The organism is Marinobacter lipolyticus (assembly GCF_018424605.1).
GTDB lineage: Bacteria > Pseudomonadota > Gammaproteobacteria > Pseudomonadales > Oleiphilaceae > Marinobacter > Marinobacter lipolyticus_B.
Window position 1 is genome coordinate 105125 of record NZ_QTKT01000004.1, and the last position, 13627, is coordinate 118751.

Sequence of the window (13627 nt, forward strand, 5' to 3'; positions counted from 1 at the left end):
CGTAACCGCTGTGACTCTAGGCACCCTTTTCTGGCTCTTCGTTGCCGGCTTCCTGATCTGGTATTGGTGGCGCGCCAAAGCCATCAAGGACTTTGTGTTGCACGCCGCGCGACAGTACTGCAAAAAAATGGACGTGATGCTGCTGGACGATGCCGTCTACCTGCGGGGCCTCTGGTTCAAGCGCGACGACCAGGGGCGGGTCCGGGTCTGGCGACGCTTCCTGTTTGATTTCACCTCCACCGGCGAAGAACGCTACGCCGGACGCATCATCATGCTGGGTCAGCGCATCATCCATATGGAACTGGAGCCCCACCGTTTCGGTTCCGATTACTGAGCGTTACCTCCCGCGTGACGGCCTCCCTGATCCCACACAAGGTTGCCTCCATCACCCCCATCAACGGCGTGAACAAAGGCTCGAAAGTGGCTGATGTGGCCCGGGGCATTCTGCCACCCGGCAGCTACGTGGAAGGTGGCGCCGACGCCATCGCCAACGCCCTCGGGGATCTGGTCAACGCCCTGTCCGACTCCAACAATCCGCAGGATGGCCTTGCCGCGCTGGAAACCCTGACCACCCAGGGCACCACGCAACTCAACGACGCCCTCGGATGGAAAGGCGTCAATCGCTGGTCCTGTGCCGGCACCAACGAGGATGCCTGGATCAATGGTAACAAGATCAAGTTCTTCTCCTGGACCGGCACCTCGGTGTGGACCAACTGGACCGACGTCACCGATCCCTTCCTTGGCGTGACCGCGCTGGCGTTTGGCAGTGAGGCCAACGACGGCCTGGTGGGCGAATGCTCCACCAAAATGGGCAACGTGATCGGCACCCACTACGACATGAACCACGTGGACGCCATCAACCACCTGTTCGGGGCCCGCTCCTGGCGCACCGACCCGGTGTCGCTCTATCGCAGCCACGCCAACCGTCTGAAGAACCGCGGCCTGTAACGGCTGCTCATCGGGAACACCGAGTCGTTGGCGAAGCCCCGTTCACCGGGGCTTCGTCTGCTGTCGAACCTGACGAATCTGGACGCTGCCATGCCCCGATACACCCTCAAACGCTCCCTCTTACCGGTCGCTCTGGTGATCCCGGTGGTCCTCGCAAGTTTCTGGCTGCTGCGCACCGGACCCACCGCGGAACCGAACACTGCCGATGCGCCCCAACACCGGCCCGCCGATCCGGGTAGCGGTGCCGCCGGCCAGCACTGCCGAGCCGCAGAGCACAACCTACGCCACCCCTGCGAGCCTGGGCCAGACGCCCTTTGCGCCGTCCCTGGCGGGCACCGACATAGATGGTCGGCTCCGTGCCGACGCCAGCGGCAACCTGATCGTTGAGCTGGAAACGCGGGATTTCTTCGATTATTTCCTGAATACCATTGGCGAGGTCTCCGCCGAACGCGCCCTTGCCGAAATCCAGGCCCTGGCCTTCACCAACCTGCCCGAGCCTGCGGCAAAACAGGCGATGGCCCTGCTCGACCAGTACCTGAAATACAAGGACGATACGGTGGCGCTGGCAAGCCGCAACCTGGACCCGAGCCGCCAGCACGACCCCGGCTATCAGCTGGAAACCCTGAAAACCGCTTTGGCCGATCTCAAGGCACTTAGGCGACAATCGTTCTCGCCGGAGACCCACCAGACCTTCTTCGGACTGGAAGAAGCCTACGGCGACTACACGCTGGCGAGCCTCGACATTCAGCAGCGACAGGATCTGTCTGCGACGGCAAAAGCGGACCTGCAGGCGTGGCACCGACAGCAACTACCCGAGGTGATTCGCCGCACCGAGAACCGGATGATCACCGAAAGCGCGCGCCACCGGCAGCGGCAGCAGGCCATCGCCAACGCCCGTTCCGCCGAAGAAGCCGGAAAGCGGCTGAGGACGCTGGGGGTGGATGAGGCGCGCATTGACGAAGTGGTGAGTTACATGGAAGAACGGGAGCGCTTTGACCAGCAGTTCCAGACCTTCCGCCAGGAACTGGCCAGTCTTGACGCCTCCGGACTGGCGGGCAAAGACGCCGCCGCAGCGGAAACACGGTTACTCCGCGAACATTTCGCCGATGAGCAAACCCGCACCTGGGCGCGCTTGCGAGCATTGGAGGTGCAATCGCCGTAGTGTGGATTGCTGCCGTATCTGAAGCTCTGGGCCGGGTACACTGGCAGGGTGTTTTCCCGTAACTGCCAGGCAACCAGCGATGGACATTGCTCAGCTTCAGCAACAGAACGACCGTGGTTTCCGGCGTTTGCGCTTTGCCCCGGAACTCGAACAGGCCTACCGCGAGGTGAGAGACGAAGGCATTCGCCAGCGGGCCCGACCGGTCTCCGCCAGCGCGCTGGCGCTGTTTCTCATCTACGCCCTGCTGGATGCCGCGATGCTGCCCGCCAGCATCGCCAGCGACACGGTGATGATCCGGCTGCTGATCACCTGCCCGTTGATCGCCGTCGTCTGGTGGCTGTCCTACACCCAGATCCGCGCCGCCACGTTCGCAAGGCTCTACGCGGGTGCCTATCTGATCGGCGGCTTGAGCGTGGTGGCCATCATCGCACTGGCGCGGTTGCGCCAGCACGATCTGCCTTACGAGGGCATTCTGCTGATGCTGATGTTCGGCTACTTAGTAATGGGTATTCCGTTTCGCAGTGTCTCGCTGATGTCGCTGGCCGTGATCGTCGCCTATATTTCGATGGAATACGCCACTGGTATGTCGGCGCAGCAGCTGCTGATCAACAGCTTCTTCATTGCCACCGCCAACGTCATGGGCATGGTGGGCTCGTGGCTCAGCGAATATCGCCAGCGCGCGCACTTTCTCGACCGCCAGATGCTGGAGCAGTCGCGGCGGCAGGCCGAACGCGAAAGCCAGCGCAAGACCCGCTTGATCACCGTGGCCAGCCATGACCTGCGCCAGCCGCTGAACGTGGTCAGTCTGATTCTCGAGCACCTCGACGGCGATCCGCTGCCACCGCAACCGGCCAGCCTGGTATCCAAACTGAAGGCGTCGGTGGCACACTTCCACGGCCTGCTGGCCTCGGTACTGGATATTTCCCGGATTCAGGAAGGGATGATCGTACCCCAGCTCCAGTCTCTGGACCTGGGCCCGACGCTCGAACAGATCCGTGACACCTGTGGTGATCAGGCGCAGAGGCTCGGCGTCAGCCTGAACCTGTCGCCGGGGGAATCGGCAACCCCGGTGATTGCCGATCCGCAACTGCTGTACCGGATTCTGCAGAATCTGATATCCAATGCGCTGGAACACAGCGGTGCCACGAGCATTGATGTCACCACAGCTCGCGTTGACGACCACCTGCGGATCGAAATAAGCGACAACGGCTGCGGCATGGACCACGCCGGGGAAACGCACGCCTTCGATCCGTTCTACCGCAAATCCTCCGGCTCCGAACTCCATCCTGGTCTCGGACTCGGACTGGCCATCGTCCGCGAGCTTTCCCATATGATGAACGGAAACTGTGGCGTACGGTCCGCACCGGGTCAGGGCTCACGGTTCTGGGTATCCCTGCCGGCGGGCGTAAACCGGCAACCGGACAGCAAGACCTCCGTCGCCGCACCGGGCCCGGACACCGACGCACACCACTTCCTGGTGGTGGAAGACCACGATGAGGCCCGCCACTGGGTGTGCGAAACCCTGAAACACTGGGGCTTCGCAGCCCGGGGCTTTGCCACTGCCAAAGAGGCCCTGGCCGGCCGACATGGTTCCGGGGGCAGCCACGACGCCATTCTGGTTACCGACCTGCACCTGCCCGACATGCCGGGGCGCACCCTGCACAGCCTGCTGACAGCCCGGGGCACAACCTGCGGGGGCATCCTGATGACCGCGGACACCGGGCTACCGGAAGGTTACGATGCCGGCCAGCGCCTGTGGGTACTGCACAAACCGTTGGTACCGATGAGACTGCGAGCCGCCATCACCCAGCTCACCAGGCCCCTATCACCAGGCCCCTAGGTGCCCGGTCAGATCAGTCCCAGTGAGCGGGCCTGGGCGACGCACTCGGTGCGGTTGTGCACCCCCAGATGCGCAAAAATCGCCTTGAGGTGGGTCTTGACCGTGTGTTCGGTCAGATTGAGGGCCTGACAGATACGCTTGTTGGGCAGCCCTTCTGCCAGCAGCGCCAGCACCTCCATCTGGCGGGCCGTCAGGTGCTCGGGCACCTGGGCCGGCCCCTGCAATGACGGATAGTAGAGCAACCCTTCACTGACTCTCTGCACCATACGTGTCAGGCTCTTGCGACCCGCAGACTTGGGCAGGAACCCCACTGCGCCCGCCGCCCGGGCGGCCCGCACCGAGGTTTCATCTTCCCGGCTGGAGATCACCACCACCGGTACCGGCAGCCCTGCTCGCTCAAGTTCCGTGAACAACGACAGGCCCGCCTCGCCCTGAAGGGTCAGGTCCAGAAGCACCAGCGAGGTTTCGGGGCGGCGCTGCAGATCGCTGACCGCCTCGGCCACCGAAGCCGCCGCGACCGTCTCCCTGACCAGGCCTTCCTGTTCCAGGATGGCACTGAGACCCAGCAGAAAAAACGGGTGATCGTCTACGATCAACACCCGCGCCAGAGGCAAGCGATTGGTGGCTGACGACGGCCCGATGGCGTCACCGACCGGTGTGGTGTCCATGGTTTGCTCCGCAAAATGGCTGTTGTTGTTAATGCGGTGGTCTCCACTATACGACCAGAAACCCAAACCGACCGTTCGCTGCTTAACAATTTGCGCATTCGTCACAAGGAAATGTGGTGTGTCCGCTGGCCCGCCGTGGCCTTCGGCAATCACTTACGAACGACCGCGCCACAGAGATATTCAGGTTACCTATACTGCCAGTGTTACCTACCTAACCAACAGACCGGGTCTATGGACATTCAGACAGATCACCGCTACGCGATTAACCTTAACGTACGGGGCATTCAGCCCTCCGCCACCCTCCGTATCAACGAACTGAGCAATCAGCTCCGCGCCGAAGGCCGCGACATCATCAAACTGGGGCTGGGCCAGTCCCCCTTCCCCGTACCTGATCGGGTTGTGGCGGCACTGCAGCAGCACGCCCACGAGAAAGACTATCTTCCGGTCAAAGGTCAGAAGGCGCTGCGGGAATCCATCGCCGGTTACATCAACCGCGGTGAGCGGATGCGCTGCACCTGGGAAGACGTGCTGATCGGCCCGGGCTCCAAGGAACTGCTGTTTATCCTGCAGCTGGCCTACTATGGTGACTTGCTGATTCCACGGCCAAGCTGGGTCTCTTACGCGCCCCAGGCGCGCATTATCGGCCGTTCGGTTCACTGGCTGCCCACCCATGCGGAGAACAACTGGCAGCTGACCGCGGAAGAACTGGACATCATCTGTCGCGACGATCCGTCACGGCCTCGCATCCTGATCCTCAATTACCCGTCCAACCCCACCGGTTGTACCTACACCGACGACCAGCTGCTGGCCATTGCCAACGTGGCGCGCAAGTACAAGCTGATTCTGCTGTCGGACGAAATCTACGGTGAGGTGCATTTCGAGGGCAGGCATAAATCCATCGCCCGCTATTACCCGGAAGGCACCATCATCAGCACCGGTCTGAGCAAATGGGCCGGCGCCGGCGGCTGGCGCCTGGGCACGTTTATCTTCCCACCGGAGCTGCGCCCGCTGCAGGATGCCATGGCGATCATTGCCAGTGAAACCTACACCGCCACCAGCGCACCGATCCAGTACGCCGCCATTGCCGCCTTCGACGGTGGCGACGACATGGACGACTACCTGAAGCAGTCGCGCCGGGTGTTGAAAGTGGTGGGCGAATACATGCACCGCCGCCTGACCGATATGGGCGCGGTGGTGCAGAAACCGGAAGGCGCGTTCTATCTGTTCCCGGATTTCAACAGCTTCCGCGATGCGCTCGCCAGCAAGGACATCAAAACCAGCCAGGCCTTCTGCCAGGCGTTGCTGGAAAACACCGGGGTGGCGATTCTGCCGGCCAGTGATTTCGGTTTCGTACCGGATCATCTGGCGGCGCGACTGGCGTTTGTGGATTTCGACGGTGCCGCATCCCTGACACTGGCCGGCGGCGATTACGCCGATCAGGAGCTGGGCGACGACTTCGTGGGTCAGGCCTGCCCGCGCCTGGTGCTGGCCATGGACAAGATGGAGCAGTGGCTGAACAGCCTGTAAGCCCGCCGTGCTAGACTGGCGCCCTCACTCTGCACAAGAGCCAGCCAAGGGGGCGCCATGTCTGATTCCGACTCTCTCCGAACCATCACCGATTTTGCCGAAAAGCTCGCCCGGGAAGCGGGTGAACTGATTCGTCACGAGCGCGACAACAATACCCTGCGCACGGATTACAAGCAGCAAACCGAGCTGGTCACCCACGCGGATGTGATGGCAGACGAGTTCATCACCGCCGCCATCCGCAAACGCTTTCCCCAGCACCGCATCCTGTCCGAGGAAACCGCGCCCGACCTGAGCCAGGCAGAGGAGCTGGAGACACCGCTGTGGATCGTGGACCCGATTGATGGCACCGTAAACTACGCCTACGGCCACCCCCAGGTGGCGGTGTCCATTGCCTACGCTGAACAGGGGCGCGTGCAGGCTGGCGTGGTGCACGCGCCGTTCCCCGGTGAAACCTTCCGGGCCACCAAAGGCGAAAGGGCAACACTCAACGGCGAAACCATCCGACACAGCGGCGCCACGGTACCGCGGGACTCACTGTTCGCCACCGGCTTCCCCTATCACAAGGACGACCTGGAGCCTCTGGTCAGGCGCCTCGACGCCATGATCCACCGGTGCCGCGACCTGCGCCGCATCGGCTCCGCCGCCCTCGATATCTGCTGGGTCGCCTGCGGTCGCCTGGACATCTACTACGAAAACGTCAGCCCCTGGGACTTCGCCGCCGCACGGCTCATCGCCCTGGAAGCCGGTGCCACCGCCGGGCATTTCGGGGATGTTCCCGACGGTTACCCGGCCGACCTTTATGGACGCGATATACTGATTTCCGCACCGGCGGTCTGGGAGCCCGTTCGCCAGATTCTTCGTTCGGCCTCGGGGTATGACTGAAGATTTGGTGTGACTCCTGGCCTCGGGTTCCAGCCTGATAGCTTTGGAGTACGGTTGGCGGTATGAGGGCCCTTCCCGGAACCGCTACGAGCACATCCATGTGCGCTTCTCTCCGGCCATCCATGGCCTCCGAAATTCCGGGAAGGGCCCTCACACCGCCAACCGCTTAGCTTTAACGATATATCGTAGGAAAAACGCTGGGGGATTTCTGACCAGAGCGCCTGGCATTCTGTCTTCGGCTTTGGGCTTGCCTTTCTATACGCTATATCACCAAAGTGAACGGGGCGAAGGTGGGAACGGCCCCCACAGAATCTTGGAGGCCATGGATGGCCGGAACGAAGCGCACATGGATGTGCTTGTAGCGGTTCTGTGGGGGCCGTTCCCATCTTCGTCCTGCCCCCAAGCGATCAGGCTACTGGAGAAAGAGGAGGACCATCTCCCACAGCAAGATCAGCCCCAGACACCCTCGGAAACCAATCCCCAACTCTCTTCAAAGTCGGTAGTCGGCTTGCGGGAAAACGACGAGCGGACAAAGCGCTGAATCCGGCCTTCCATAAAGACCATCAAGAACTCCGCCCCGCGATTGGCGCTGGTGCGGGGCCGCAGGCCCTGGCGGATTTCGCCTTCCTTGAGGATCTGGCGGATCTGGGTTTCCAGGCGTTCGAAGAACTGGGACGCGCGCTTGCGCAGCGCCTCATTTTCGCCCATCAGGGCATCCCCGGTGAGCACACAGCACAGGCCGGGGTTGCGCTCGGCAAACACCAGCACCAGATTCGCCAGCTGTTGCAGCCGGGCGCGGGCATCTTCCTGATCCTGAAGGATCAGCTGGCATCGGCTGAACACGGCTTCGTCGGCGAAGTCGATCAATGCCTCGAACATTTTGCGTTTGCTGGGGAAATGGCGGTACAACGCCGCCTCGGTAACGCCTACGGATCGGGCCAGGCCGGCGGTGGTGATGCGGGCACCGGGATCGGCTTCCAGCAATTCCACCAACGCGTGCAGGATCGCCTCCCGACGACTGGGTTTGGTTTCGGTCATGACAGGACTTCAGCGCTCTGTAACTGGGTTATTTTCGGGGCCGGTCTTGTGCCGGCCCTCAGTCTTATTCAGTCGTGTACCGGATTGTTCACTAAATCAGAAGAAAGTGCCATCAATGGGGGAAGAAGCACTGGCGTACATCTTCTTGGGCATCCGGCCCGCCAGATAGGCTTCGCGGCCTGCCTCCACGCCCAGTCGCATGGCATGGGCCATCTTGATCGGATCCTGAGCCAGGGCGATGGCGGTGTTCATCAGCACACCGTCACAACCGAGTTCCATGGCGAGGGTAGCGTCGGAAGCGGTGCCCACGCCCGCGTCCACCAGCACCGGGACCTTTGCATTCTCCACGATCAGGCGGATGTTGTAGCGGTTCTGGATACCCAGACCGGAGCCGATCGGCGCGCCCAGGGGCATGATAGCGATACAGCCCATGTCTTCCAGGCGTTTGGCCAGCAGCGGATCGTCGGAGCAGTACACCATCACCTTGAAACCGTCCTTGATCAGCTCTTCGGCGGCCACCAGGGTTTCGGTCATGTTCGGGTACAGGGTTTTCTCTTCACCCAGCACTTCCAGTTTCACCAGGTCGTGGCCGTCGAGCAGTTCGCGGGCCAGCTTGCAGGTACGCACGGCATCCTTGGCGGAATAACAGCCAGCGGTGTTCGGCAGGATGGTGTAGGTGTCCGGCGAGATCACGTCGAGCAGGTTGGGCTCGTCGGGGTTCTGCCCGAGGTTGGTCCGCCGCACGGCCACGGTGACGATTTCCGCGCCACTGGCTTCGATGGCGTGGCCGGTTTCCATCAGGTCTCGATATTTACCGGTGCCCACCAGCAGACGTGACTGATAGACACGGCCGGCGAGTTCAAGGGGTTTGTCTTCCGGAAGCTGGATTGTCGGTTGTTCGCTCATAACCTTCCTGAGGCTGATTGGATATTGGGGTTTTCACCCGCCGCCGATGGCATGGACCACTTCCACCCGGTCACCGTCTTGCAGGCGAAATTCCGGATGCTGGCTGCGGGGTACGATGTCTTCGTTCACTTCCACCGCCAGGCGTTTGCCCGTCAGGGCCATGTGTTCAATCAGATCGGCAATGGTCGCCTCAGTTGCAAGCTCGACACCATCACCATTTACCTGGATCTGCATAGTTACCTCTGCATACTTTCCTAGCCGGCCCGCGGCCGACGCAATCCGGCGGCCACCACCAGGGCCCAGCCAACCATGAAACAGACACCGCCGACCGGTGTGATCGGCCCCGGCCAGCTGAGTTCGGTCAGTACCAGCAGGTAGAGGCTGCCACTGAACAGGATGATGCCGGCGAGGAAAAACCCGGCCGCCAGACTCAGCAACCGCCGGTGGATGCCGAACGCTGCCAGCAATGCGACCAGTACCAGCGCCAAGGCATGGTATACCTGATAGGTGACGGCGGTCTGAAAAACTTCAAGGGCACGGACGCTCACCTGCGCGCGCAGTCCATGGGCGCCAAAGGCACCCGCCATCACCGCCAGCAACGCAAACAACGCGCCGCTGACCAGCGGAAACCGCAACACCTTTACGTCGCTAGCAATCACAGTGGATCTTTTCCCCGCTGTCGAGATTCATCATGGTCAGTGCCCCGCCCCACACGCACCCGGTGTCCAGCGCGATAAAGCGATCACTGCCGGTATTACCTTCCAGGGCGGCCCAGTGGCCGAAGATGATGCGCACGTCGTCGCCGCGCGGGTACTCAAACCAGGGCGCAAACCCCTCCGGGGCATGGTCCGCGGATTCCTTGGTGGCCAGTTCCAGGGTGCCGTCGGCCGCGATGAAGCGCATGCGAGTGAAATAATTGGTGATTACACGCCAGCGGTCCATACCGGCCAGCTCCGACGCCCAGCACTCCGGCTGGTTGCCGTACATATGGGTGAAATATTCCTGCGCCTGGTCACTGGCAATCACCGACTCCACCTCACGGGCACACGCCAGCGCCTGCCCCACGTCCCAGATGTGCGGCACACCGGCGTGGGCCATCAGCACATTGCGATCGGCATCGTGCACACACAGGTTCTGCTGGCGCAGCCAGGCCACCAGTCGGTCGTGATCAGGCGCACCGAGGATCTCTTCCAGGGTGTCTTTTTTGCGGGTCTGATGGCCGCCGAGCGCAACGGCCAGCAGATGCAGATCGTGGTTCCCCAGCACCACCACGGCGGAACTGCCGAGGCCTTCAATGTAGCGCAGGGTGTCCAGCGAAGACGGCCCACGGTTGATCAGATCACCGGCGACCCAAAGCCGGTCACGGGACGGCGAAAAGTCCACTTTGGCCAGCACGTCCCGCAGGCGGTCATAACAGCCCTGAATGTCGCCAATGGCGTAGTCAGTCATCGTGCTCCCCGCCGGTCGGTTCACTGCCTGCTCTGTTTTCCACCAGCATATCAGCGATGGCGACGAAATCGGCCAGCGCCAGGTTTTCCGGGCGCAGTCCGTCGTTGATGTTCAGCTGCTGCAGCTGCGCCACGGTGACCAGCCCCGCCAGCGCCTTGCGCAGGGTTTTGCGGCGGGCATTGAAGGCGGTGCGTACCACCCGCTGCAGGGTCTCCAGATCCCGCGCCGGATGCGGCAAGGTGGAATGGGGCACCAGGCGCACGATGGCGGAATCCACTTTCGGTGCCGGCCGGAAGGCCCCCGGTCCCACCTCGAACAGCGGCTGCACCTTGCAGAAATACTGGGTCATGATACCCAGGCGACCGTAATTGTTATCGCCCGGCACCGCCGCCATGCGCTGCACCACTTCCTTCTGCAGCATGAAGTGCATGTCCTGCACTACCCCGGCCTGACTGAGCAGGTGGAAAATCAGCGGCGTGGAAATGTTGTAGGGCAGATTGCCGATGATCCGCAGGGGGCGGTCAGTAACCAGCTGGCGAAAGTCGAAGGTGAGCGCGTCCGCCTCGTGAATGCGGAACTCCGGATAGTTGAAAAACTTGGTGCGCAGCACCGGAATCAGATCCCGATCCAGTTCCACCACCTGCAACCGGGGATTGACCGCGAGGATTTCCTCGGTGATGGCGCCAAGGCCGGGGCCAATTTCCACCATGGCGTCGTCGGCCTTGGGGTTGATCGCGCGCACGATGCGCTCAATCACCCCCGGATCGTGGAGGAAATTCTGGCCGAAGCGTTTTCGGGCCTGGTGGCCGGGTTTGTTACTCACTCTGAATCTCTCTGTGTCAGACCGGGAAAAGGTTGCGGAATCACCGCGCGGTCGCCAGCCGGCGGTAGCGCGCCATCTGCTCACCCACCTTGATGGCGGTATGCAGGCTGCCGCTGTCCGCTTTGCCGGTACCGGCCAGATCCAGGGCAGTGCCATGGTCCACGGACGTGCGCACGATGGGCAGCCCAAGGGTGATGTTCACCGCCCGACCAAACCCCTGGAACTTCAGTACCGGCAGACCCTGATCGTGGTACATCGCCAGCACGGCATCGGCGTGATCCAGCCAATGGGGGGTGAACAGGGTGTCGGCCGGCAGCGGACCGGTCAGCTGTATGCCTTCACTGCGGAGCTGATCCAGTGTCGGCTCGATCACCTCGAGCTCCTCACGGCCGAGATGGCCGCCCTCACCGGCGTGGGGGTTCAACCCCGCCACCAGAATGCGCGGCTGCGCCAGTCCGAAATAGGTCTGCAGATCCTGGTTGAGAATGCGGGTCACCTGGATCAGGCGCTGGGGCGTGATCGCGTCGGCGACGTCCCGCAGGGGCAGATGGGTCGTCACCAGCGCTACCCGCAGCTCTTCGGTGGCCAGCATCATCACCACCCGCTCCACCCCACACAGTGCCTGCAGGTATTCGGTGTGACCACTGAAGGCAATGCCGGCGTCGTTGATCACCCCTTTGTGGACAGGCGCGGTGACCATACCGTCAAACACGCCGTCCAGACAGCCCTGGGCCGCCACCCGCAGGGTCTCCACTACATACGGGCTGTTGCCAGGGTCGAGCTGGCCGGCGGCGGTACTGGTGAGCCCATCAACATGGCACACCGACAGCTCACCCGCCGCGGTCACGGCATTCTCGCCCGGCCGCCAGGGCCTGAGCGTTACGGCCATGCCCAGCTGCGCCGCCCGCGCTTCCAGTAACGCCTGACTGGCCACCACCACAATGCCCGGCTGCCGCGTTTCCTGCGCCAGCTGCAAACAGAGTTCGGGGCCGATGCCCGCCGGTTCTCCGGCGGTCAGGGCAAGCGTTACCGGGTCGCTCATGATGGCTCGTTGTCCTCGCCGTTGTCCGCGTACTCGCCTTTGAATTCCACAAACGCCTCGTCACGGATTTCACGCAGCCAGTTCTGGAGCTCGGTATCAAACTTGCGGCGGTAGATGGCCTGACGGGCCTCGGACTCGCGGACTTCGCCGCTGATGTCTTTTTGCCGGCGCTCCTGCACCTCCAGAATATGCCAACCGAACTGGGAACGGAACGGGCCTTTGAGCTCACCCACAGCCGCTTCCTGCATCGCCTGTTCGAACTCCGGCACCATCTGGCCCGGACTGACCCAGCCGAGGTTGCCGCCGTCGGAACCGGACACCGGATCGTCGGAATACTCCCGCGCGAGGGCGGCGAAATCACCGCCGTCACGAATCTCCTGCGCCAGGTCACGGATGGTATTTTCCGCCTCGGTATCGGTGACGGTCTCGGTCGGCCGGACCAGGATATGGCGGACACGGGACTGCTCGATCACCTGCTGATCCTCGCCGCCGCGACGGTCCTGCACCATGACCAGGTGGAACCCGCTGTTGTTACCGAGCACCTCCGACGGCACACCGGTCTCCAGCCCCGGCACTACCGACTCCAGCAGCGACGGCAGCTGGCTGCGGCTGCGCCAGCCCATATCGCCCCCTTCCAGCGCGTTGGCGGCGTCGGATTCCGCCACCGCCACTTCGCGGAAGTCACGGCCATTGGCAATCTCACCGCGCAGGCGTTCCGCCTTCTCCCGCGCAGCAGCAACCACCGCCTCGTCGCCGGGGTCACCCACTTCAATGTAGATGTACGACAGCCGGTACTGCTCGTTGCTCGGCTCACGTGAGGCCAGCGATTGCAGGTAGTTCTGCACCTCGCGGTCCGTCACCCGCACCCGGTTACCCACCTGGCGCTGCTGCACCCGGCTGGCCAGCATCTCGTTGCGGATCTGTTCCCGGGCCTCCCGGTAACTGACACCTTCCGCAGACAACTGTTGCTCGAACTCGTCCAGGGTCATGTTGTTGCGCTGGGCGATGCCGACCATGGTCTCGTTCAGTTCGTTATCGCTGATGCGCATACCACCGCGCTCGGCCATCTGCAGCTGAATGGATTCGGTGATCAGCTGGTCAAGCACACGCTCTTCCAGCACCTCCCGCGGGGGCAGGCCGGTGCCCTGGGCCTGAAGCCGGCCAATAATGGTGTTGATGCGGTTCTCCAGCTCGGTCTGCAGAATCACCTCGTCGTCCACGATGGCCACCACCTGATCCAGTGGCTGGCGCTCCGCCTGAGCCACGGTGCTCATGATCACAGCCATCAAAACCAACACAGTTTGTGCACAATGGCGAAGGTTCGCCTTCATAATCACCTCTG

At 62.6% G+C, this 13627-nt stretch carries 15 protein-coding genes; 6 read left to right on the forward strand and 9 right to left on the reverse strand.

The features are described from left to right. Nucleotides 1-10 precede the first annotated feature (10 nt). The 4 genes from DYI22_RS07385 (at nucleotide 11) to DYI22_RS07400 (ending at nucleotide 3950) form a co-directional block, all read left to right on the forward strand. Nucleotides 11-334 carry a DUF3301 domain-containing protein gene (locus tag DYI22_RS07385; RefSeq protein ID WP_213477420.1) on the forward strand — a complete coding sequence of 108 codons (324 nt, stop codon included), beginning with the start codon at nucleotides 11-13 and terminating at the stop codon, nucleotides 332-334. 14 nt (nucleotides 335-348) lie between these two features. After that, entirely contained in the window at nucleotides 349-948 is a 600-nt protein-coding gene (locus tag DYI22_RS07390) for a hypothetical protein (RefSeq protein WP_228300879.1), read from the forward strand. A 205-nt stretch (nucleotides 949-1153) separates the two neighbouring features. Then, nucleotides 1154-2110 carry a lipase secretion chaperone gene (locus tag DYI22_RS07395; RefSeq protein ID WP_213477421.1) on the forward strand — a complete coding sequence of 319 codons (957 nt, stop codon included), beginning with the start codon at nucleotides 1154-1156 and terminating at the stop codon, nucleotides 2108-2110. 79 nt (nucleotides 2111-2189) lie between these two features. Continuing rightward, nucleotides 2190-3950, forward strand: coding sequence for a hybrid sensor histidine kinase/response regulator (locus DYI22_RS07400; protein WP_213477422.1), 1761 nt, complete (start codon nucleotides 2190-2192; stop codon nucleotides 3948-3950). Nucleotides 3951-3958: 8 nt separating this feature from the next. Here DYI22_RS07400 and DYI22_RS07405 read toward each other — a convergent pair whose 3' ends face one another. Continuing rightward, a complete protein-coding gene (locus DYI22_RS07405) occupies nucleotides 3959-4618 on the reverse strand; it encodes a response regulator transcription factor (protein ID WP_213477423.1) in 660 nt (219 codons plus the stop codon). A 231-nt stretch (nucleotides 4619-4849) separates the two neighbouring features. Here DYI22_RS07405 and DYI22_RS07410 point away from each other — a divergent pair, with 231 nt between their 5' ends. Both DYI22_RS07410 and DYI22_RS07415 read left to right on the forward strand, forming a co-directional pair. Continuing rightward, a complete protein-coding gene (locus DYI22_RS07410; RefSeq protein ID WP_213477424.1) occupies nucleotides 4850-6145 on the forward strand; it encodes a pyridoxal phosphate-dependent aminotransferase in 1296 nt (431 codons plus the stop codon). Nucleotides 6146-6202: 57 nt separating this feature from the next. Next, nucleotides 6203-7027: an inositol monophosphatase family protein gene (locus DYI22_RS07415; protein WP_213477425.1), complete on the forward strand. Its 825-nt coding sequence runs from the start codon at nucleotides 6203-6205 to the stop codon at nucleotides 7025-7027. A gap of 450 nt (nucleotides 7028-7477) precedes the next feature. On the opposite strand, the gene slmA is transcribed toward DYI22_RS07415, so the two are convergent. From slmA to DYI22_RS07455, 8 genes are all read right to left on the reverse strand, one after another. Further along, nucleotides 7478-8065 carry a nucleoid occlusion factor SlmA gene (gene slmA, locus DYI22_RS07420; RefSeq protein ID WP_213477426.1) on the reverse strand — a complete coding sequence of 196 codons (588 nt, stop codon included), beginning with the start codon at nucleotides 8063-8065 and terminating at the stop codon, nucleotides 7478-7480. A 96-nt stretch (nucleotides 8066-8161) separates the two neighbouring features. Next, nucleotides 8162-8971: a thiazole synthase gene (locus DYI22_RS07425; protein WP_213477427.1), complete on the reverse strand. Its 810-nt coding sequence runs from the start codon at nucleotides 8969-8971 to the stop codon at nucleotides 8162-8164. A 33-nt stretch (nucleotides 8972-9004) separates the two neighbouring features. After that, on the reverse strand, nucleotides 9005-9205 hold the full coding sequence (thiS, locus tag DYI22_RS07430) for a sulfur carrier protein ThiS (protein WP_213477428.1): 201 nt from the start codon (nucleotides 9203-9205) through the stop codon (nucleotides 9005-9007). A gap of 20 nt (nucleotides 9206-9225) precedes the next feature. Next, a complete protein-coding gene (locus DYI22_RS07435) occupies nucleotides 9226-9609 on the reverse strand; it encodes a DUF423 domain-containing protein (RefSeq protein ID WP_323132896.1) in 384 nt (127 codons plus the stop codon). Nucleotides 9610-9619: 10 nt separating this feature from the next. Then, nucleotides 9620-10420, reverse strand: a complete 801-nt coding sequence (locus tag DYI22_RS07440) for a symmetrical bis(5'-nucleosyl)-tetraphosphatase (protein ID WP_213477429.1) — start codon at nucleotides 10418-10420, stop codon at nucleotides 9620-9622. Beyond that, on the reverse strand, nucleotides 10413-11243 hold the full coding sequence (gene rsmA / locus DYI22_RS07445; RefSeq protein WP_213477430.1) for a 16S rRNA (adenine(1518)-N(6)/adenine(1519)-N(6))-dimethyltransferase RsmA: 831 nt from the start codon (nucleotides 11241-11243) through the stop codon (nucleotides 10413-10415). Before rsmA ends, DYI22_RS07440 begins: the two co-directional genes overlap by 8 nt. Nucleotides 11244-11283: 40 nt before the next feature. Beyond that, on the reverse strand, nucleotides 11284-12285 hold the full coding sequence (pdxA, locus tag DYI22_RS07450; RefSeq protein ID WP_213477431.1) for a 4-hydroxythreonine-4-phosphate dehydrogenase PdxA: 1002 nt from the start codon (nucleotides 12283-12285) through the stop codon (nucleotides 11284-11286). Beyond that, nucleotides 12282-13616 (reverse strand): peptidylprolyl isomerase, encoded by a 1335-nt coding sequence (locus DYI22_RS07455; RefSeq protein ID WP_213477432.1) that lies wholly within the window; start codon nucleotides 13614-13616, stop codon nucleotides 12282-12284. Before DYI22_RS07455 ends, pdxA begins: the two co-directional genes overlap by 4 nt. Between the last annotated feature and the right edge of the window lie 11 nt (nucleotides 13617-13627).